This window comes from Microbacterium zouquanmingi, from assembly GCF_052266675.1.
Taxonomy (GTDB): Bacteria; Actinomycetota; Actinomycetes; order Actinomycetales; family Microbacteriaceae; genus Microbacterium.
In genome coordinates this window covers 51,635-71,232 of record NZ_JBQPRA010000005.1, presented here as the reverse complement: position 1 = coordinate 71,232, position 19,598 = coordinate 51,635, and the positions used below count along the sequence as shown (strand labels likewise).

Genomic DNA, 19,598 nt, shown 5'->3' with positions numbered 1-19,598 from the left:
AACTCGTCGACCCCTCGCCATATGCGGTGCAGTTACCCGAAAACTCACCGCGGGTGATCGATCACCGTCTGCCTACCCTGGGGCAGAGAGACCGATCGAACGCGAAGCGTTGGTATCAGTCTCCCCGTACGCAAGACCTTTGTCTGTAGGTATTTCGGGGGACAAAGATTCTCTTGAATGCGTCATGATGGAACGATGAATTCACGGCGGAGAGGGACGAATCTTCCGAAGATGGGCGGTTTCAATCGCTCTGTCATTCTCGAAGCTGTTCGACGCTCTGGGGAGGGGCTGAGCCGCACCGAACTCGTCGAGGCGACCGGGCTGTCGGCGCAGACCGTCACGAACATCACGCGCAGGCTGCTCGACGAGCGGTTCATCGAAGAGGCTGGCCGCACCGTTCAAGGCCCGGGTAAGCCGCGCACTACGCTGCGATTGAATCCGACGAGCCGCGTGTCGATCGGCGTGCATCTGGATCCCGCGATCATGACCTTCGTCCTTCTCGATCTCACGGGCGCCGTCATCGCACGCGTCACCCGGCGCATGCCCGCGGATGACCCTCGACGAATCATCGCGGCGATGGCAGATGAGATAGAGCAGCTCATCGTGGCGGAGGACATCGACCGTTCTGTCATCACGGGGATCGGTGTCGCGGCACCAGGGCCGCTGGATGCCGGGCACGGCACCGTCGTCGATCCGCCCAAGCTGCACTCCTGGCATCGAGTTCCTCTGCGCGACGCGCTCGCCGAGACGACGGGGCTGCGGGTCATCCTGGAAAAGGACACGACGGCAGCAGCGGTGGCTGAGCTGTGGACGGGCGATCATCAGCCGGACAGCTCATTCCTGCTGATCTACCTCGGCATCGGGATCGGCGCAGCCCTGGTGATCGACGGGGACGTCGTGCGCGGAGCATCTGGCAATGCCGGCGAGATCGGACACATCATCGTCGACCCGGATGGGCCGGAATGCGCGTGCGGTCAGCGCGGCTGTGTCGAGGTGGTGTGCACGCCGCAGGCGATCATCGAGCGTGCGGAGAGAGTAGGTGTGTTCGCCGATGACCGGGTCGGAAGCGATCCGGAGTCCGTCGATTCGCGGTTCACAGATCTGTGTGATCGTGCCGCAGGCGGGGATCGCGGCGCGACCGAGATTCTGGAGGAGGCGACGGGGTATCTCTCTGTGCTGATCTCTGCCCTGACGAACATGCTCGATGTGGATTGCGTCGTGCTCGGGGGGCCTTTCTGGACGCGCGTCTCGTCACTCGATCTCTCGCTGCTTCCGCAGCTTCTCGAGCGGCAGAGCGCGACGCGCGCCGTGCGGACGCTTCCCGTGCGCGGCGCCGTCATCGGGGATGACGTGGGCGCAGTGGGTGCCGGGTGCGTCGTGCTCGATGAGGTGCTCTCTCCACGCGCGGAAGCGCTCTTCCTCCATTCCTCGGACCAGCGGACCCTGGGAACCGAGAGGGCTTGACAGGGGTAAATCGAATCGATTGACTATTCGCATCCCGACCTTGGAGTCTGCTGGGCATGCACGACACGACCGATCTCATCGAAGCTCGTCTTCGGCGCTTCATCCACGAGCGGTTGCGCCCGAACGTGCACACGGTTCTCACGCCGCTGCGTGTGGCGAGTTGGGAGGTGCCGGGGGAGCCGGTGCCGTTCACTGAAGCTATGGGTCAGATCTATCAGCCGTTCACGGCTGGGGCACGATGGGGGAAACCCTGGGGGACGACCTGGCTGAGGCTGACGGGAACGGTGCCGGAGGCTCCCGGAGCGGAGCTGCTGCTTGACCTGGGATTCAACGAGGCAGAGCCCGGGTTCCAAGCCGAAGGCACGGTCTATCGGCTCGATGGCTCGATCGTGAAAGCAGTGGAGCCGCGCAACGCGCACGTGCCGCTCGAGGCTGCCCCGGGCGAGCAGTTCGAGCTCTACCTCGAGGCTGCAGCGAACCCTGACCTCGCCGAGGGGTTCCGCTATTTCCGTCCTACCGATCTCGGTTCTCTGGAGACGGCGGGCGACGAACCCCTCTATGAACTGCGGCAAGCAGACATCGCAGTGCGGAACTTCGAGGTCTGGGAGGTGCTGCAAGATGCGACGGTGCTGTCGCAGCTGATCACCGAGCTGCCTGGTTCGTCACCTCGACGCGCTGAGATCCTTCGTGCACTGGAGCGCATGATGGATACCGCGGATCCTGATGACATCGTCGGCAGTGCTGCCGAGGCGCGGGCGGAGCTTGCGGGTGTGCTCTCGAGCCCTGCGGCAGCGTCCGCGCACCGAGTGCACGCCATCGGGCACGCGCACATCGACTCGGCGTGGCTGTGGCCGATTCGCGAGACGCAGCGCAAGATTGCGCGCACGTTCTCGAACGTGCTGTCACTGCAGCAGGAGGCGGACTTCGTCTTTGCGGCATCCTCGGCTCAGCAGTACGCCTGGCTGAAGAAGTTCCAGCCCGAACTGTTCTCGCGGGTGCGCGATGCCGTGGCATCCGGAAAATTCGTCCCCGCCGGAGGCATGTGGGTCGAATCCGACACCAACATGCCCGGCGGCGAGGCGCTGGCGCGCCAGTTCGTCCGCGGCAAGCGGTTCTTCATGGAGGAGTTCGGAGTCGAGCCGCTCGACGTCTGGCTCCCGGACTCCTTCGGCTATTCCGCAGCCCTTCCGCAGATCGCGCGCGCGGCCGGATCGCGATGGATGCTGACGCAGAAGATGTCGTGGAACGAGACGAACAGGATGCCGCACCACACGTTCCTCTGGGAGGGAACTGACGGAACGCGGATCTTCACGCACTTCCCGCCGGTAGACACTTACAGCTCACAGCTGTCTGGAGCAGACCTCGCCCGCGCAGAGCGGCAGTACGCCGAGAAGGGCATGGCGAATACGTCGCTCGTGCCCTTTGGCTACGGCGATGGTGGCGGAGGACCCAACCGGGAGATGATCGCCGCAGCCGAGCGCCTGCGCTCGCTGGAAGGGTCACCAACGGTCACGCTGTCGAGCCCGGCGGAGTTCTTCGCCGCAGCCGAAGCAGAGTACGAGCATCCGCCGGTGTGGTCGGGTGAGATGTATCTGGAGTTCCATCGGGGGACCTACACGTCCCAGGTCCGCACCAAACAGGGCAATCGCCGCAGTGAGCACGCGCTGCGCGAAGCCGAGCTGTGGGCGACCGCGGCGGCGCTGCGGGGCGGTGAGTACCCCTACGACGAGCTCGACCGGCTGTGGGAGACCGTGCTGCTGCAGCAGTTCCACGACATCCTCCCTGGCAGTTCGATTGGCTGGGTACATCGGGAGGCGGAGCGCCGTTACGAAGAGGTGCTCGCGTCGGCAGAGCGACTCACCGTCGGCGCGCTCGGAGTGCTCGTCGGCGAGGGCGCGACCGCGCTCGTGGCAAATGCCGGGCCGTACGCTCAGGGTTCGCTCGAGGCGATGGCGGTGGTGGCGTCGCCCGTGGCGTCGCCCGTGGCGTCGCCGGGGGCTGGGACCGCGACCATCCTGACCCGCACGGACGAGGGTTTCGAACTCACTAACAGCCAGCTGCGTGTTCGCATCGACAACGCGGGGCTGATCGTCTCTCTGGTCGTTCGTGCCACCGGACGAGAGACGATCGCGCCGGGGAAGAGAGCGAATCTCCTGCAGCTGCACCGCGATACCCCGACCCAGTGGGATGCCTGGGACATCGACGAGCATTACCGACGTCAGGTCATCGATCTGACAGACGTGGTGTCCATCGAGCAGGTCTCGCACCCCACTGCCGCAGTCGTCTGCGTGATCCGCGGCCGGGGGGCCACGCGGATCACGCAGACTTTGACTCTGGCTGCGGATTCCGCAGCTCTGGAGATCGAGACGGTGGTGGACTGGCACGAGCGGCAGAAGTTGCTCAAGCTGGCGTTCCCGTTGGATGTGCACACCGACCGTGCGAGCTCGGAGATCCAGTTCGGACACGTGCAACGTCCGACGCACGCCAGTACTTCATGGGATATGGCGCGATTCGAGACCGTGGCGCACCGATGGGTGCACGTCGGCGAGGCAGGATTCGGCGTCGCGGTCGCGAACGACTCCACGTACGGGCACGACATCACCTCACGGCCGCGAGAGGGTGGCGGAACATTCACGAACGTGCGGCTGTCACTGCTGCGGGCTCCGCTCTACCCTGACCCGGAGGCGGATCAGGGCGAGCACACTCTTCGAGTCAGCATCCGCCCCGACTCATCGATTGCGGATGCTGCGCGTGAGGGATACCGGCTCAATCTGCCGCCGCGTCAGCTCCTCGGAGGCAACCCGGTCGCCTCGGTGCTGTCGGTCTCGTCGGATGCTGTCATCATCGAGGCCGTGAAGCTCGCCGAAGACCGAAGCGGTGATGTGATCGTCCGGCTCTACGAAGCGCTCGGCGGTCGCGCATCGACGACGTTGTCGACGTCGTTCGCGTTCGGTGCCGTGATCGAGACCGATCTGCTTGAGCGAGAAGTGGATGCTGCGGTCGTCGATTCGGTGTCAGGCGAACAGGTCGCGCTGACGCTGCGTCCGTTCCAGCTGGTCACGCTGCGCTTCCGCGCTCCGCGTGCCGCGGGTTAGCCCGAGAACCGTCCCCACGGGATGTCGCGTCGAAGTGACGGGCGCGTCGGCCGCTGCGTGCGTTCCCATACGGATACGTTCGGTTCGTCCACCACAGCGCTTTCGGCTTCGCGTGCGTACGCGTCGGTGACCACCGCGATGAGGGCAGCGAGCTCTTCTTCGTTCGCTGTGCCGCGAACGATCCGAACGTCTGGTGCTTTTTCGGACTCGGTCACAGCGGGATGTTCCCATGCTTCTTCGGCGGTAGAGCAGCGCGCTTGCCGCGCAGCGAGCGCAGTGCCTTGGCGATCGCCACCCGAGTGTTCGCGGGCTCGATGATGCCGTCGATCTCTCCGCGTTCTGCGGCGAGGAACGGCGACGTGACACTGTACGTGTACTCGTTGGCGAGACGCGTGCGAACGGCGGCGACATCCTCGCCTGCCTCTTCGGCCCTGCGGATCTCGTTGCGGTAGAGAATGTTCACGGCCCCCTGACCGCCCATGACGGCGATCTCAGCGGTGGGCCAGGCGAGGTTCACGTCGGCGCCGAGCTGCTTGGACCCCATGACGATGTAGGCACCGCCGTAGGCCTTGCGCAGGATGACGGTGACCAGCGGAACGGTCGCTTCGGCGTAGGCATAGATGAGCTTCGCACCTCGGCGGATGACGCCGGTCCACTCCTGGTCGGTGCCGGGAAGGTATCCGGGGACATCGACGAGAGTGACGATCGGGATGGAGAACGCGTCGCAGAAGCGCACGAAGCGGCTGGCCTTCTCACCCGCCTCGATGTTCAGAGTTCCTGCCATCTGCGAGGGCTGATTGGCGATGATGCCGACTGAGCGTCCTTCGATGCGGCCGAGACCGATGACGATGTTCGGTGCGAACAGCGGCTGGACCTCGATGAAGTCGCCGTCGTCGACGACGTGCTCGATGACCGTGTGGATGTCGTAGGGCTGGTTGGCGGAGTCCGGGATGATCGCGTTCAGGGTGCGGTCGGCATCCGTCGTCTCGAACTCGAAATCGCTCTCGTAAGCGGGGATCTCGGCCATGTTGTTGTCAGGCAGGAAGCCGAGCAGGGTGCGCACGTAGTCGATCGCGTCGTCCTCGTCATCGGCGAGGTAGTGGGCGACACCGGAGCGGGTGTTGTGCGTGAGCGCGCCACCGAGCTCTTCCATGCCGACGTCTTCGCCGGTCACGGTCTTGATGACGTCGGGGCCTGTGACGAACATCTGGCTGGTTTTGTCGACCATGATCACGAAGTCGGTGAGCGCAGGTCCGTACACGGCACCACCGGCAGCCGGGCCCATGATGATCGAGATCTGTGGGATGACACCAGAGGAGCGAGTGTTCAGACGGAAGATCTCGCCGTACTTGCTGAGGGCGAGCACACCCTCCTGGATACGGGCGCCTCCCGAATCGAGGATGCCGATGATGGGCATGCCGCCCTGTAGGGCGTATTCCATGACCTTGATGATCTTGTCGCCGGATACCTCGCCCAGCGAACCGCCGAAGGTGGTGAAGTCCTGCGAGTACACGGCGATTGTGCGGCCGTGAATCGTGGCGATGCCGGTGACGACGGAGTCGCCGTAGGGGCGGTTGCGGTCCATTCCGAACGCGGTCGTGCGGTGTCGCACGTACTCGTCGAACTCGACGAAGCTGCCGTTGTCGACGAGGAGCTCGATGCGCTCGCGGGCGGTCATCTTGCCCTTGGCGTGCTGCTTCTCCTGCGCGATCTTCTCAGGCGCGGTGACCGCCTCGTCGAAGCGGGTGCGCAGGTTCGCGATCTTGGCAGCGGTCGTTGAGAGGTCAGGGGTGTCCGTCACGGATTCCACCCTAGTAGGGCGCTTGCGCGTCGCGTTGGATGCCTCGCACAACCCGGTGACGGATCCTTTGGTGGGTTTCGTAGATCGTGGCATGGCGGTGAACTGTCGCCGACCGTGGAACCTCGCTATGGTGGCGGCATATCCGGGAGGGGGCTCACAGATGACCGAGTACGACTTCGTCAGCATCGCAGTGACGCAGCATAGAGATGGATTCCGTCTCTCCGATGATTATCGCGAACTCATTCGCGGGCGCGCGGAAGATGGCTGGACGTTCGTGCAGGCGATTCCCTTCGACACGTACTCGGAGCCCAGGCTCGATCTCGTCTTCTCTCGAGAGAGACGAAATGAGGAATCACGATGAACGAGCCGGTGCGTGATGCGGCATCCCGCGGGGAGCGACGCGAACGTCATACGACGAACCGCCACACGTACTCGAGCCCGTCGGCAGGGCGGAACCAGGCGAGCGTGACGACGACCTCGTCGAGGACTGCCTCGCACAGGCACAGCTGGATGTCTTCGGACGGCAGCACCTGACCCCATAGTTCTGTTCTGTCGGTGCGGAGGTCGTCGCGGAACACGCGCACGAAATCGGCGCTCTCTGTGCCGTCATTGACTACGACAGGATGATGGGGATCGCTGCGACGGATGCGCCAGGGCACCCGGTAGGCATTATTCGGCGGGATCTGTGACGGATCGATATAGCGCAGCATGGGTGCCACAGTAGGAACGGTCGTCGACGCTGCGCCTCGTGTGCCGGCACCTGCGCCGGTGGCGAGGGAGAACCCTCAGGAATCGGTGTCTGTGGAGGAAGAGTCGAGTTCTTCCACACCGCGCTTCTTGCGTCCGATTTTGCCGATCTTCTGCCCTGCTCGCCCCACGCCCTTGGCAAGGGTGTCTGCTGCGCCCACGATCGCGGACCCTGCGTAGCGGGCTCCGTGCAGCATCCGCAGTTCGAGCTTCTCGGCGTTCGCGACGGGCTCGAGTTCGGCAGGAAGCACGGCGGGGGAGATTCCGAACGCGCGACGAGAGGTCGTCAGCACGCGCCGACCGAGCACGTGGTTTCCTGCGCCTCCGATTGCGGCGCCGATCCCGAAGGGCATGGCCTTGCCGATGAAGGATGCGCCACCGGCCGCGGCGAAGTGCTTGACGAATCTGGTCTTGAGCTGGTCGACGACCGGACCGACCGCGGCGCGGGGGAGCGACTTCGTGACGAGCTCACCCCAGTAGGAGGAGCGCCCGATTCCGTGGCCGCTTGCCTGCTTCGCGAGTTGGCCGACGAGATCCACGCCCTCTTTTCCGAGCATGAGAGTCATCACGAGTGCGCGCGCACGATCCGGATTCTCGATGGCGATCCCGTGGACTTCAGAAAGAGACTGTGCGAACAGTGCGGTCGACTCGAGGAACCCGATCGTCTCCACTCCGGAGAGTGCAAGAGTGATCCCGGTGCCGATGCCGGGGACGACGGCCGTCGCGCCGACGGCCGCGCCGCCAGCAGTCACGGCAGCCAGATACCGGCGTTCGAGAATACGCACGAGTTGGTCGGGTGAAGCGTTCGGGTTGCGCAGGCGGATGCTGCGGATGTGGGCGAGAACGAGCGGGCGCTGGATCGCGAGGACTCTATCGAGCCCGCGCACCGTGATCGGATGCTCGTCGGAGCCGGCCGGCGGCACTCCCTTGTCCCAGGCGGCATCGTCTGGGAGGGAGTGGATCTTGTGCACCTTCTTCGCCATGCCCAGATCCTATGCAAGTCATCCGCGAGAAAGCCGAAAGCCCGGCTCCCTGCGGAGCCGGGCTTTCAGAAGTGCAGATCAGACGTAGAGGTTCGCCCGCTCGAGGTCTTCGGCGAAGTCGACCTCGACTGCGTACAGATCCGAGACGTCCATGGGCTCGAGCAGCAGACCATCTTCGGCGATGGCGAGCTCGAGACCGCGCTCGAAGTAGTCCTGATCCTCAACACGCGACAGCTGGCGCATGAACGCCTTCTTGTGCGCGGATGAGATGTAGTTGATGCCGACTGCTTCGCCGAGGCCGCCCTTGACGGTCTTCGACAGCTGGTTGATGAAACCTTCGGCGGTGACGGTGTACTTGACCTCTTCGTCGCTGACCTTGGAAGTGTTCACCGTGACGAACGACTGGTCGCGTTCGATGAACTCGATGGCACGGCCGAGAATGCGCGGGTCGAAGACGACGTCGCCGTTCATCCAGAGGACGCCACCCTTGCCCGTCGCGCCGAGGGCGCGCAGCAGGCTCTTGGAGGTGTTGGTCTCGTCGTAACGCTCGTTGTGCACGTAGTTGACGTGCGGGAACGCCTCGATGACGGTCTCGGCGCGGTAGCCGACGACAGCAGTGATGCGGGCCTCGCGGCCAAACGCCGCACGGATGTTCTCGTGCTGCTGCTGCATGATGGTGCGGCCGTCGCTGAGCTCGGTGAGCGGCTTGGGCAGTGCACGGCCGAGGCGCGAGCCCATGCCAGCGGCGAGGATAACGGTCTGAAGAGTCACGAATTCTCCTAAAAAGATTCTGTGTTCACGGTCGCTTAATCGACCAGACACTTCTTCGTGCCGCCCTCATGCTAGCGATGGCGCCTGGGAACCTGTGGGGTGAGGCTCGGCTGTTGCCATTTCGTGATCAGGTACACACCTGACACACAGGTCAGACGAACACCCGTGAATCCATGACGATTGTGTCGTCGAGCCCTAAGAAATTCGGGTGCCGTTGATAGCGTAGGGGCGTGACTGCTTCTTTAGACGATGCCGCTGATCGGCCTGACTCCGCATTGAGCGCGCGCTCAGACGCGAAGGCGACTCGAGAGACCTCGTCGGCGAAGCCCAGTGCGGCGAAAAAGCCAGCGGTGAAGAAACCTGCGGTGAAGACACCTGCGGTGAAGAAACCTGCGGCGGCGAAGCCTGTTGCGAAGGCAGCGAGCACCGACGAGAAGAAGGCGAATCCCGCCACGAAGACGACCGCGGCGAAGAAGACGACAGCCGCCTCGAAGAAGACCACGACAACCGCCGCGGTCAAGACCGTGGCTGCGCGCTCGACGAAGCCTCCCGCGAAGACCACGACGCAGACCGCAGCAGCCAGAGCAACTGCGGCTAAGAGCGAAGAGTCGAAGGCCGTCGCCACGAAGAAGGCGGCTGCCGCGAAGAGCACTGCGGCGAAGACGACGGCGGCGAAGACTGCCGCGGCTCGTTCGGCGGAGGGTAAGGCTCAGAGCGCGACGACTGCGGCGAAGACCACCGCAGCCAAGACAGCCGCGACGAAAGCCGCTGCGACGAAAGCCGCTGCGACGAAAGCCGCGGCGACCAAAGCAGCGGCGACCCGTGCTGCGAAGGCGGAAGCTGCGAAGAAGCCGCTCATCGCCGCAGACGATGCCGCCCCGACGATGGAGGCTGTTCCTTCGCCTGCGCATGAGCCGGCCAGAACGGATCCCGCCACCGTCGACCTGCATGCCGTTCTGGATGCGGAGCCGGTGGTCGAGATCGAAATGCTCCTCGAGGCAAAGGCCGCCGCCGAGCCCGCATCGGAGCTCGCCGCGGAGGCGGAGCCCGTGCTCGAGCCTGAGCCTGAAGCAGCCGCCGAGCCCGTCGTAGCGGACGTGGTTGGCGACAAGGCGGGCGAGGTGCAAGGCGATGAGCTGGAGGCCGCTGGCAACGCCATCGTGGTGCGTGGTCTCGTGAAGTACTTCGGCGACCAGCGTGCCGTCAACGAGATCAACCTCACCATTCCCGCCGGGTCGTTCTACGGCATCGTCGGGCCGAACGGTGCAGGAAAGACGACAACTTTATCGATCCTCGCAGGGCTCTTGCGCGCGGACAGCGGACAGGTCAGCGTCTGTGGTATCGATCAGTCCGAGGACGCACTCGCAGCCAAGCGCCTCATGGGTGTGCTGCCCGATCGGCTGCGCACGTTCGATCGTCTGACCGGGCGTCAGCTGCTGCACTACTACGGTCTGCTTCGCGGTCTCTCCGTCGATGCGATCGAGAAGCGCTCTGCCGACCTCGTCCGCGCCTTCGACCTCTCGGCGGCCGTGGGACGTGTGGTCTCGGATTATTCGGCCGGTATGACGAAGAAGATCATGCTCGCAGGAGCCATGATCCACTCGCCGCGCGTGCTGGTGCTCGATGAGCCGTTCGAATCCGTCGATCCGGTCTCTTCTGCGGTGATCCTCGACATCCTCCGCGCCTACGTCGCGCACGGCGGGACGGTCGTCCTCTCCAGCCACGGCATGGATCTGGTCGAGCGAGTGTGCTCTCGGGTGGCGATCATCGTCGGCGGTGACGTGCTGGCGGAGGGGACCGTCGACGAGGTTCGTGCGGGACAGACTCTGGAATCGCGTTTCGTCGAGCTTTCCGGTGGGGTCGGCGAAGTAGAGGGGCTCGAGTGGTTGCACACATTCTCCGACTGAGGCTCGCGCTGATGTTCGGCGCTCTCCGCGGCGAACATGTGGTGCGCACCGTTTTGCGGCCGCTCATCGTCATCGCGGCGACCGTCACGGTGTGCATCGCCCTGGTGAGCCTGGCCTCGGCCCCGCTGCCGGTGGCGAGAACCGTCGTCGTGCTGGCCGCAGCGGCGATTCTGCTCGGATTTCTGGTCGGACCTGTGTTGACCGGTGCCGCCGACCAGCTCGACCCGCGACGCTTCGCGATATTCGGGGTCGATGTGCGGCACATGCCGTGGATGCTTGCCGTCGCATCGCTCGTGAGCGTGCCGTCGTTCGCGCTGATCGCTGTCGCGGTGTGCGTGGCTATCGTGCTGATCGCGCTCGGAACGCCCTGGCCGGTCGCCGTGCTGGTGTGTGTTCTCGGTGTCGTCTCCTCGGCCATCGCCGCGCGTATCGGGATGGCGATGAGCGCCTTGCTGCTCCCGGAGCGCCGCTCTCGCGAACTCAGCGCCCTCTTCGTGCTTGCTGTCGTGGTTATCGCCTTCCCTGTCGCGATCTTCCTCGGCTCCTTCGAGTGGGACGGTCAGGTGCCCGTCGCGGTGGCTGCCCTCACTGACGCGGTCGGATACACGCCCCTCGCGGCGGTTCCGAGCTTCGGGCTGGCCATTGCGGCGGGGGACGGCTCGGCAGCATGGCTGAGCGGGATCATCGCGCTCGTCACGCTCGGAGGGCTGTGGGCGTGGTGGACGTGGCTCGTGCGGCGTCTGCTCACCTCGACGGATCGCCCTGCGACTTCACGGGAGCGGGCGGGGCTCGGCTGGTTCGCGCTGCTGCCGTCGAATGCCTTCGGCGCCATCGCTGCGCGCAGCCTGGTGTACTGGCTGCGCGATCGGCGCTACATCGTGAACTTCGTCATCGTGCCGATCGCCGGCGTGCTGACTGTGTTCCCGCTGCTCGTGGCGGGTGTGCCTCTGTACATCGCAGCTCTCGTGCCGGTGCCGGTGATGGCGCTCTTCTTCGGCTGGCTTCCGCACAACGACGTCGCCTACGACTCGACGGCGCTGTGGATTCATGTGGCCAGCGGCGTGCGCGGTGTCTCGGACCGACTGGGCCGTGTCATTCCGATCTCTCTGGTGGCGATCCCGGTGCTGGCGATCGCGATACCGCTGACGCTGGCGCCGATCGAGAGCTGGTATCTGCTCATGCCGATGATCGGGCTCGCCGCGTGTCTGTTCCTGTCGGGGCTCGGCTTGTCCAGCATCCTCTCGGTGACTTCGCCCTATGCGGTGTCGCGCCCGGGGGACAGCCCGTTCCAGCAGCCCCAGCGTTCGGCATCCCGTGGCGGATACGCCCCCGCCATCGCATTCATCGCCGCGATCGCGGTGAGCGCGCCGACCATCTGGCTGTTCATCATGACCGTGATCACCGATGACGCTTACAACCCCGCCACTTTCTGGGTAGGCATCGGGACGGGAGTCGTCGTGCTCGCGCTCGGTGCGATCGTGGGTGGTCGTATCTTCGACCGCGGCGGCGAGCGTCTCATGGAGTTCGTCGAGACCGCGTGACTCCGCCCGAGGAGCGCCCTCGGCCGGTAGACTCTGCGCATGAGTACTCCGCTGGACAGCCCCGATCAGGGCGGCGTGGCAACGCTTGATCGCGAACTGGAAGAACTTCTCAAAGAAGAGAATCTCGAGCCGGGAGACCATGAGCGCTTCTCTCACTATGTGAAGAAAGACAAGATCCTCGAGTCGGCGATCTCCGGCAAGCCGGTGCGCGCACTGTGCGGCAAGAAGTGGACGCCGGGTCGCGACCCGGAGAAGTTCCCGATCTGCCCGACCTGCAAAGAGATCTACGAATCGATGGTCGGCTGACCGTTCGACGGGCTCAGGGACCGTCAGTCCTGATCGCGGAACACCGTCGGGATCGCAGGATCCGACTTGCTGAGCGCGAGAGCACGCACCGGCAGTTCTTCGCGCACCAGAAGATGGTGCGCACGAGCGGATGCTGTGCCAGAAGCGCCTTCGAACGAGGCATCGATCTCGCCGCCATCGACCAGAGCGACGTGCAGGCTTCGTGAGTCAGGGTGCTCTGCGGCGGAACTGAGCTCTTCGAAGCCGTCGGAGACGACGATGGTCTCGGCAGTGGCGACGCCCTCGAGCAGCGTGCGGAAGGCCGCCTTGCGGCCACCTTTCGAGCCCTTGTCGGTCGATGCCTTCGCGACCGGGATCCAGCTTCCTGAGGCATCCTGCCGTGCGACGAGCTTGTAGACCATTCCCGCCGTGGGGTACCCGGAACCGGTGACGACCGAAGTGCCGACACCGTAGAAATCGACGGGGGATGCTGCCAGGGCAGCGATCGCGTACTCGTCGAGGTCGCTGGTCACGGTGATCTTCGTGGTGGTCGCTCCCAGCTCATCGAGCTGATCGCGCACTGCTGCGGCGACTGTCGGAAGGTCGCCGGAGTCGAGGCGCACGCCACCGAGTTGCGTACCGGCGACGCGGATCGCGGTGCGTACTCCCTCAGCGATGTCGTAGGTGTCCACGAGAAGCGTGGTGCCGCTGCCGAGGCTGTCGACCTGCGCACGGAATGCGTCTTCCTCGGAGTCATGCAGGAGCGTCCACGAGTGTGCGGCGGTGCCCATCGTCGGGATCGCCCACTGCCGGCCCGCCTCGAGGTTGCTCGTCGCACCGAAGCCCGCGATGTACGCGGCGCGGGCCGCAGCCACCGCTGACATCTCGGCGGCGCGGCGCGAGCCCATCTCCGCGAGCGGACGTTCGCCCGCGGCGATGCTCATCCGCGACGCGGCCGTCGCGATCGCGGAGTCGTGGTTCATGACGCTGAGCGCGATCGTCTCGAGGACGACAGCATCAGCGAAGGAACCCTCGACCGTGAGGATGGGGGAGCCAGGGAAATACAGTTCGCCCTCGCGGTACCCGCGGATCGTTCCGGTGAAGCGGTAGTTCTCGAGGTACTTCAGCGTCTGAGCGTCCACGACCTTGTGATCGCTCAGGTAGCGCAGCTCATCATCTCCGAAGCGGAAGTCGCGCAGCAGCGAAAGCAGACGTCCGGTTCCGGCCACCACGCCGAAGCGGCGTCCCCCGGAAAGACGTCGCGCGAACAGCTCGAAGACGCTCGGCCGGGTGGCGGTGCCGTCACGCAGCGCCGCACCCAGCATCGTGAGTTCATAGCGGTCAGTAAGCAGCGCCGTCGACGAGGTCATGCGCTCAGCCTAATGAGTGACGGTAGGCTGGTGAGTCATGAACGCGGCACCGATCGGCATCTTCGACTCCGGTGTCGGAGGTCTCACCGTGGCACGGGCGATCCGTGCCCAGCTCCCACGCGAATCCTTCGTCTACATCGGCGACACTCTGCATTCGCCGTACGGGCCCAAGGCGATCGCAGACGTGCGTCGCTATTCGCTCGAGGTGCTCGACACTCTTGTCGACCAGGGTGTGAAGATGCTCGTGATCGCCTGCAACACGGCATCCTCTGCCATGCTGCGCGACGCGCGCGAGCGCTATGACGTCCCTGTCGTCGAGGTCATCGGGCCCGCCGTGCGCCGTGCTGTCTCGACCACGCGCAAGGGCCGGATCGGCGTCATCGGAACCGTCGGCACGATCGCCTCACGCGCGTACCAGGACATGCTTGAGGTCAATCCGCATCTAGAGGTCTTCACTGCGGCCTGCCCGCGATTCGTCGAGTTCGTCGAGGCGGGAGTCACCGATACGGCCGAGGTGATCGCGGTCGCCGAGGAGTATCTCGCTCCGCTTCGCGAGGCGGGTGTCGACACGCTCGTGCTCGGGTGCACCCACTACCCGTTCCTGCGTGGTGCGATCAGCTACGTGATGGGCGACGGTGTGGCGCTGGTCTCCAGCGACGATGAGACTGCAGGTGACGTCTACCGCCAGCTCGTGCGTGGCGATCTGCTCGCGCCTCACCAGGCCACTGCGACCTACAAGTATGAGGCGACGGGAGAATCCACCGCGGAGTTCACCGCGCTTGCGAACCGTCTCATGGGTGCTGAAGTGCGCGATGTGCAGCACGTCCAGACGGGCGTGATCACACTGCCTGATCTCTCTGAGCTGGCCGAACTCTCTGACCCGGCACAGGCCGGTAACACCGACCCGAAGGAAACTCATGTCTGACATCGTCCGCGCGGATGGCCGCTCAACCGACCAGCTCCGCGAGATCACCATCGAGCGCGGCTGGAGCGCGAACGCTGAGGGCTCCGCGCTGATCAGCTTCGGTGGCACGAAGGTGCTCTGCACGGCATCGTTCACCAACGGCGTCCCGCGTTGGCTGACCGGCAAGGGCAAGGGCTGGGTCACCGCCGAGTATGCGATGCTGCCGCGGGCCACCAACAGCCGAAACGACCGCGAGAGCGTCAAGGGCAAGATCGGTGGACGCACGCACGAGATCTCGCGCCTGATCGGTCGCGCGCTGCGTGCTGTCGTCGACACCAAGGCGCTGGGCGAGAACACCATCGTCATCGACTGCGACGTGCTGCAGGCAGACGGCGGAACCCGCACCGCCGCGATCACGGGTGCTTATGTCGCACTCGCCGATGCGATCGAGTGGGGCCGCAATAAGAAGTTCATCGGGCAGAAGTCTCAGCCGTTGATCGACTCCGTCGCTGCCATCTCGGTCGGGATCATCGATGGCGAGCCCATGCTCGACCTGCCCTATGTCGAAGACGTTCGTGCAGAGACTGACATGAACATCGTCGTCACGGGTCGCGGTCTGTTCGTCGAGGTGCAGGGCACTGCCGAAGGGGCGCCGTTCGACAAGCGCGAGCTTGATGCGCTTCTTGAGCTCGGTGTCGCAGGCTGCGCCACGCTGAAGGAACACCAGCTCGCAGCTCTCGCAGGGGAGTGAGATGAAGGTCGTTCTCGCCACGCACAACGCGCACAAGGTCGCTGAGTTCCAGCAGATCGTCGCGATGACGCGGCCCGATCTGGAAGTTGTCGCCTACGACGGGCCAGAACCCGTCGAAGATGGTGTGACATTTGCGGAGAACGCGTTGATCAAGGCGCGTGCGGCCGCCGCGCATACCGGGCTTGCGGCGTTCGCCGACGATTCTGGCATCTGTGTGGATGTGCTGGGTGGCTCGCCCGGTATCTTCTCTGCGTACTGGTCCGGGCAGAAGAAGGACGCCACGGCGAATCTTGAGCTGCTGCTCGATCAGCTCGCCGATATCGCAGACCCGCATCGCACTGCGCAGTTCGTCTCGACGATCGCGCTGGTGACGCCTTCGGGTGCCGAGCACACGGTCGAAGGCGTGTGGCCAGGGCGCCTCGCGACGACGCCTGCGGGAGAGAACGGCTTCGGATACGACCCGATCTTCATTCCAGATGGCCAGCCGGCGGACGCCGAGCGTACGTCAGCGGAACTCACTTCGGAGGAGAAACAGTCCCAGTCGCATCGTGCGCGTGCGTTTGAGGCGTTCGTCCCCTTGCTGAAGACACTGTGAGCGGCGGCGAAGCGCTACTGAGAATCGTTACCCTTACCGACTAGGAGAAATGGCCTCTGAGCGCAGATTTCCCTCGTAGCCTGGAGGTATGCACGATCACGCGCCAGGGATACGAGGGGCCAGCAACCGCCGGCTTCTGACGATCTCGCTGTGCCTCACGGCAGTGGTGATGCTCGTGCAGGTCGCGGGCGCGATCCTCACCGGGTCACTCGCGCTGCTGGCGGACGCCGCGCACATGTTCACAGATGCCTCGGCGCTCGTGATCGCTCTCATCGCGAGCACTGTCGCCGCTCGCCCGGCCGACGACCGCCGCACATTCGGGTATCAGCGTGCCGAGGTCCTCGGCGCGCTGGTCAACGCGGTGATCCTTATCGTGCTGTCGCTCAGCGTCGGCATCGAGGGCGTCCGGCGTCTCGTCGAGCCCGCCGCCACCGAGGTCGCAGGTCCCCTGATGCTCGTCGTCGCCGTGATCGGGCTGCTGGCCAACATGATCGCGATGTGGCTGCTCAGCTCAGCGCAGAAGACCAGCATCAACGTCCGCGGCGCATATCTCGAAGTCCTCGGCGACATGATCGGCTCGGCGGCTGTCATCGTCGCCGCGATCATCATCGTGACGACAGGGTGGATGCCGGCGGATGCCATCGCCTCGCTGTTCATCGCCGTCATGATCATTCCTCGCGCTATTACGCTCCTGCGGGAGGTGTTCTCGGTGCTTGCGGAGTCTGCGCCCAAGGACACCCACGTCAGCGAGATCCGCGATCACCTGCTCGGCTTCGATGGCGTCACCAGCGTGCATGACGTGCACGTGTGGCAGCTGACCCGCGGCGCGCCGGTGTTCACTGCCCACGTCGGGGTGAATCCGGGGGTGTTCGCACAGGGACGCGCGGGCGAGCTACTTGAGCAGCTCCAGGGCTGTCTTTCGGATCATTTCGACGTCGCGCACTCCACCTTCCAGCTCGAGCCCGATGGGCAAGCGGAATGCACCGATTCGCACGCCTGAGGGTGGTCACTCCCTGACGATGTCTGCCACGTCCTTGTCGGGGCGCAGACCCCGCCAGCGTGCGTGACGGAGCGATCCCTCCGATGTCCAGCCGGCGAACTCGACTTCGCCGACGAGTTCCGGCCGTAGCCACAGCGCATCGCGCGCATCTGGCGCGGGGACGCCATCCAAGGGATTCTCCGCAGTGCGCAGCGGGGTGAGACGCGTGAGCAAATCGCGCAGCATCCGGTCATCGAATCCTGTGCCGACCCGTCCGACGTAGCGGAGAGTGCCATCCGCGTCCGGAACGCCCACCAGCAGGGAGCCGAACGTGCCCGCACGGTTGCCGTTGCCGGGACGGATGCCGGCGATCGCGACCTCTTGCATCCGAGTGTGCTTGAGTTTCAGCCAGTCGCCAGAGCGGATGCCGGGGCGATACTTCGATCCGGATGCTTTCACTACGACGCCCTCGAGCTCCAGCTCGCGGCTGGTCTGCATCGCGGTATCCAGATCGTCGAAGACGGGAGGCACGATGATCGGGCCTTCTGCGCTCTCGGCGAGGGTTTCGAGCAGAGCACGGCGGTCGCGCAGCGGAACGCCGGTGAGGTCGTGCCCGTCGAGACGCATCAGATCGAACAGGTGATACGCGATCGGCGTTCGCACCACCTCTCGCTCGATCTCGCGCGCCTTCGTGAGGTGCATGCGCCGTTGGAGGAGTCCGAAGCTCGGTCGTCCAGAGGCATCCAGCGCGACGATCTCACCGTCGATGACCGCGTCGCTCGAGGCGAAGTGCGGCGCGCCATCAGCGGTGAGTTCAGGGTAGCGCTCAGAAATGTCCGTGCCGCTGCGGGCATGCAGGCGCAGGCGGCCATCCCGCCAGGTGCCCACGGCGCGGATGCCGTCCCACTTGATCTCGCTCCACGGGTCCGCGAGCGAGCGCGCAAGACCCGGCGTGCCTGATTCGGCGAGCATCGGGCGGATCAGTCCGGGCGAGCCGGAGGTGGAGGGGTCCTTCATGCGGTGCAGCAGCCACGATGACTTCTCACCAGAACCATCCGTGCGGATCAAAGCGAGCCGAGCACGGCCGAGGGGGCCTGACCCCGTGAACGTCCCGATGACTTCGTCCTCGCGCCATTTCTCGAGCTCAACCGTCCCGGTGTCCCAGATGGTCATGGTTCCGGCCCCGTACTCGCCGCGGGGGATCTCGCCGTGGAAGGTCAGGTACTCGAGCGGATGCGGCTCAGTCATCACAGCCAGGCGGTTGCGAGCGGGGGACTCCGGGACACCCTTGGGCACCGCCCAGCTCACCAGCACCCCGTCGCGCTCGATGCGCAGATCGAAATGGGTCGCGCGTGCGTGATGCTCCTGGATGACGAAACGAGTCAGTGGCCCTGCCGCGACGGCGAGGGCACGCTCCGGCACAGGCTCCGGGGTGCGCGCGGCATCGCGCTTCGCCCGGTAGGGGGCGAGGGCGGCATCCGCGGGCGAAGGCCCGATCCCCTCGAAAGGATCGATGCCAGCCTCGACGCGCGCGATGACCTCGTCGAAGCGGAGTTGACGCAGCTCAGGATCGTCGAGCTCATCCCACGTGCGCGGAGCAGCCGCGGTCGGAACCGCCCGGCCCCGAAGAGAGTATGGCGAGATCGTGGTCTTGGAACCGTTGTTCTGGCTCCAATCGATGAAGACCTTGCCGTCACGCACAGATTTCGACATCGTGCTGGTGGCGAGATTCGGATGGTCTGTCTCGATCGAGCGGGCGAGCTCGCGGGCGAGAGCGGATGCGTGATCGCTGGTCTGGCGTCCGTCGAGATGGCAGTACAGGTGGATGCCCTTGCTACCGCTCGTGACGGGTACCGGGTCGAGGCCGATATCGCGAAGGATGTCTCGGGTGATCCGGGCGATGAGTGCGCACTGGGCGAGGTCTGCGCCCGGCCCCGGATCGAGGTCGAGGACGAGACGGTCAGGATTCTGGCGTTCGTCGTTCGCACCGAACCGCCACTGCGGCACGTGCAGTTCAATGCTCGCCACCTGCGCCATCCACACGAGTGTCGGCACATCGGCCGCGAGAGGGTATTCCTTCGCACCGCCCGAATGCTCTATCGGCAGTCGGCGCACCCACTCCGGCGCACCGCGCTCCAACTGCTTCGCGAAGAATGCCTCCTCCGGAGCATCCGCAGTGCCGACCCCCCCGACCCACCGCTTGCGCGTGATCGGACGACCGGCCAGCAGCGGCAGCATCCGAGGGGCGACCTGCGTGTAGTACGCGATCACCTCGCCCTTCGTCGTGCCCGTCTCGGGGTACAGGACCTTGTCGAGGTTCGTCAGGCGCAGCCGTCTGCCGTCGACCTCGACCATCTGCGTCTCGCCTGGCATGTCGTCAGAGTAACGGCAACCCCCTGGTCAGA

The 19,598-nt window shown here is 65.2% G+C and carries 17 protein-coding genes; 10 read left to right on the top strand and 7 right to left on the bottom strand.

The features are described from left to right. Nucleotides 1-231 precede the first annotated feature (231 nt). Both ACTU6V_RS12870 and ACTU6V_RS12865 read left to right on the top strand, forming a co-directional pair. Nucleotides 232-1,464, top strand: coding sequence for an ROK family transcriptional regulator (locus ACTU6V_RS12870; RefSeq protein ID WP_443475770.1), 1,233 nt, complete (start codon nucleotides 232-234; stop codon nucleotides 1,462-1,464). A gap of 56 nt (nucleotides 1,465-1,520) precedes the next feature. After that, nucleotides 1,521-4,559: an alpha-mannosidase gene (locus ACTU6V_RS12865; protein WP_443475769.1), complete on the top strand. Its 3,039-nt coding sequence runs from the start codon at nucleotides 1,521-1,523 to the stop codon at nucleotides 4,557-4,559. Here ACTU6V_RS12865 and ACTU6V_RS12860 read toward each other — a convergent pair. Next, nucleotides 4,556-4,774, bottom strand: coding sequence for an acyl-CoA carboxylase subunit epsilon (locus ACTU6V_RS12860; protein ID WP_443468923.1), 219 nt, complete (start codon nucleotides 4,772-4,774; stop codon nucleotides 4,556-4,558). The two genes, ACTU6V_RS12865 and ACTU6V_RS12860, sit on opposite strands and share 4 nt — an antisense overlap. After that, the gene (locus tag ACTU6V_RS12855) at nucleotides 4,771-6,369 is read right to left on the bottom strand and encodes an acyl-CoA carboxylase subunit beta (protein ID WP_443475768.1); all 1,599 of its coding nucleotides are present in this window, start codon (nucleotides 6,367-6,369) and stop codon (nucleotides 4,771-4,773) included. The genes ACTU6V_RS12860 and ACTU6V_RS12855 overlap by 4 nt, the downstream gene beginning before the upstream one ends. Before the next feature lie 151 nt (nucleotides 6,370-6,520). Between ACTU6V_RS12855 and ACTU6V_RS12850 the strand changes: the two genes are divergently transcribed. Further along, nucleotides 6,521-6,721, top strand: a complete 201-nt coding sequence (locus ACTU6V_RS12850; RefSeq protein ID WP_443468921.1) for a DUF4177 domain-containing protein — start codon at nucleotides 6,521-6,523, stop codon at nucleotides 6,719-6,721. A gap of 46 nt (nucleotides 6,722-6,767) precedes the next feature. Here ACTU6V_RS12850 and ACTU6V_RS12845 read toward each other — a convergent pair whose 3' ends face one another. The 3 genes from ACTU6V_RS12845 to ACTU6V_RS12835 form a co-directional block, all read right to left on the bottom strand. Then, entirely contained in the window at nucleotides 6,768-7,070 is a 303-nt protein-coding gene (locus ACTU6V_RS12845) for a hypothetical protein (RefSeq protein ID WP_443475767.1), read from the bottom strand. Between the two features lie 75 nt (nucleotides 7,071-7,145). After that, a complete protein-coding gene (locus tag ACTU6V_RS12840; protein WP_443468919.1) occupies nucleotides 7,146-8,090 on the bottom strand; it encodes a hypothetical protein in 945 nt (314 codons plus the stop codon). Between the two features lie 78 nt (nucleotides 8,091-8,168). After that, on the bottom strand, nucleotides 8,169-8,861 hold the full coding sequence (locus tag ACTU6V_RS12835; protein WP_443468918.1) for a phosphocholine cytidylyltransferase family protein: 693 nt from the start codon (nucleotides 8,859-8,861) through the stop codon (nucleotides 8,169-8,171). Nucleotides 8,862-9,091: 230 nt separating this feature from the next. Here ACTU6V_RS12835 and ACTU6V_RS12830 point away from each other — a divergent pair, with 230 nt between their 5' ends. The 3 genes from ACTU6V_RS12830 to ACTU6V_RS12820 are packed head-to-tail and all read left to right on the top strand — an operon-like array spanning nucleotide 9,092 to nucleotide 12,615. Continuing rightward, a complete protein-coding gene (locus ACTU6V_RS12830; RefSeq protein WP_443475766.1) occupies nucleotides 9,092-10,768 on the top strand; it encodes an ABC transporter ATP-binding protein in 1,677 nt (558 codons plus the stop codon). An 11-nt stretch (nucleotides 10,769-10,779) separates the two neighbouring features. Continuing rightward, nucleotides 10,780-12,309: a phosphatidylglycerol lysyltransferase domain-containing protein gene (locus ACTU6V_RS12825; protein ID WP_443468915.1), complete on the top strand. Its 1,530-nt coding sequence runs from the start codon at nucleotides 10,780-10,782 to the stop codon at nucleotides 12,307-12,309. A gap of 39 nt (nucleotides 12,310-12,348) precedes the next feature. Next, on the top strand, nucleotides 12,349-12,615 hold the full coding sequence (locus ACTU6V_RS12820) for a DUF3039 domain-containing protein (RefSeq protein WP_417510677.1): 267 nt from the start codon (nucleotides 12,349-12,351) through the stop codon (nucleotides 12,613-12,615). A 23-nt stretch (nucleotides 12,616-12,638) separates the two neighbouring features. Here the strand turns inward: ACTU6V_RS12820 and ACTU6V_RS12815 are convergent, their stop codons facing one another. Further along, nucleotides 12,639-13,964, bottom strand: a complete 1,326-nt coding sequence (locus ACTU6V_RS12815) for a nicotinate phosphoribosyltransferase (protein ID WP_443475765.1) — start codon at nucleotides 13,962-13,964, stop codon at nucleotides 12,639-12,641. Nucleotides 13,965-14,001: 37 nt separating this feature from the next. Between ACTU6V_RS12815 and murI the strand changes: the two genes are divergently transcribed. The 4 genes from murI (at nucleotide 14,002) to ACTU6V_RS12795 (ending at nucleotide 17,214) form a co-directional block, all read left to right on the top strand. Further along, nucleotides 14,002-14,889 (top strand): glutamate racemase, encoded by an 888-nt coding sequence (gene murI, locus ACTU6V_RS12810; protein ID WP_443468913.1) that lies wholly within the window; start codon nucleotides 14,002-14,004, stop codon nucleotides 14,887-14,889. Next, entirely contained in the window at nucleotides 14,882-15,619 is a 738-nt protein-coding gene (rph, locus tag ACTU6V_RS12805; protein ID WP_443468912.1) for a ribonuclease PH, read from the top strand. Before murI ends, rph begins: the two co-directional genes overlap by 8 nt. A gap of 1 nt (nucleotide 15,620) precedes the next feature. Continuing rightward, nucleotides 15,621-16,214, top strand: coding sequence for an RdgB/HAM1 family non-canonical purine NTP pyrophosphatase (rdgB, locus tag ACTU6V_RS12800; protein ID WP_443468911.1), 594 nt, complete (start codon nucleotides 15,621-15,623; stop codon nucleotides 16,212-16,214). Between the two features lie 88 nt (nucleotides 16,215-16,302). After that, the gene (locus ACTU6V_RS12795) at nucleotides 16,303-17,214 is read left to right on the top strand and encodes a cation diffusion facilitator family transporter (protein ID WP_443475764.1); all 912 of its coding nucleotides are present in this window, start codon (nucleotides 16,303-16,305) and stop codon (nucleotides 17,212-17,214) included. 6 nt (nucleotides 17,215-17,220) lie between these two features. Here ACTU6V_RS12795 and ACTU6V_RS12790 read toward each other — a convergent pair whose 3' ends face one another. Then, the gene (locus tag ACTU6V_RS12790; RefSeq protein WP_443468909.1) at nucleotides 17,221-19,566 is read right to left on the bottom strand and encodes an ATP-dependent DNA ligase; all 2,346 of its coding nucleotides are present in this window, start codon (nucleotides 19,564-19,566) and stop codon (nucleotides 17,221-17,223) included. Nucleotides 19,567-19,598 lie beyond the last annotated feature (32 nt).

Coding starts and splice junctions, on each gene's coding strand:
- ACTU6V_RS12820 (WP_417510677.1), top strand. CDS start 12,349: ATGAGTACTCCGCTGGACAGCCCCGATCAGGGCGGCGTGGCAACGCTT.
- murI (WP_443468913.1), top strand. CDS start 14,002: ATGAACGCGGCACCGATCGGCATCTTCGACTCCGGTGTCGGAGGTCTC.
- ACTU6V_RS12825 (WP_443468915.1), top strand. CDS start 10,780: ATGTTCGGCGCTCTCCGCGGCGAACATGTGGTGCGCACCGTTTTGCGG.
- ACTU6V_RS12850 (WP_443468921.1), top strand. CDS start 6,521: ATGACCGAGTACGACTTCGTCAGCATCGCAGTGACGCAGCATAGAGAT.
- ACTU6V_RS12845 (WP_443475767.1), bottom strand. CDS start 7,070: ATGCTGCGCTATATCGATCCGTCACAGATCCCGCCGAATAATGCCTAC.
- ACTU6V_RS12840 (WP_443468919.1), bottom strand. CDS start 8,090: ATGGCGAAGAAGGTGCACAAGATCCACTCCCTCCCAGACGATGCCGCC.
- ACTU6V_RS12795 (WP_443475764.1), top strand. CDS start 16,303: ATGCACGATCACGCGCCAGGGATACGAGGGGCCAGCAACCGCCGGCTT.
- ACTU6V_RS12865 (WP_443475769.1), top strand. CDS start 1,521: ATGCACGACACGACCGATCTCATCGAAGCTCGTCTTCGGCGCTTCATC.
- rph (WP_443468912.1), top strand. CDS start 14,882: ATGTCTGACATCGTCCGCGCGGATGGCCGCTCAACCGACCAGCTCCGC.
- ACTU6V_RS12815 (WP_443475765.1), bottom strand. CDS start 13,964: ATGACCTCGTCGACGGCGCTGCTTACTGACCGCTATGAACTCACGATG.
- ACTU6V_RS12870 (WP_443475770.1), top strand. CDS start 232: ATGGGCGGTTTCAATCGCTCTGTCATTCTCGAAGCTGTTCGACGCTCT.
- ACTU6V_RS12790 (WP_443468909.1), bottom strand. CDS start 19,566: ATGCCAGGCGAGACGCAGATGGTCGAGGTCGACGGCAGACGGCTGCGC.
- rdgB (WP_443468911.1), top strand. CDS start 15,621: ATGAAGGTCGTTCTCGCCACGCACAACGCGCACAAGGTCGCTGAGTTC.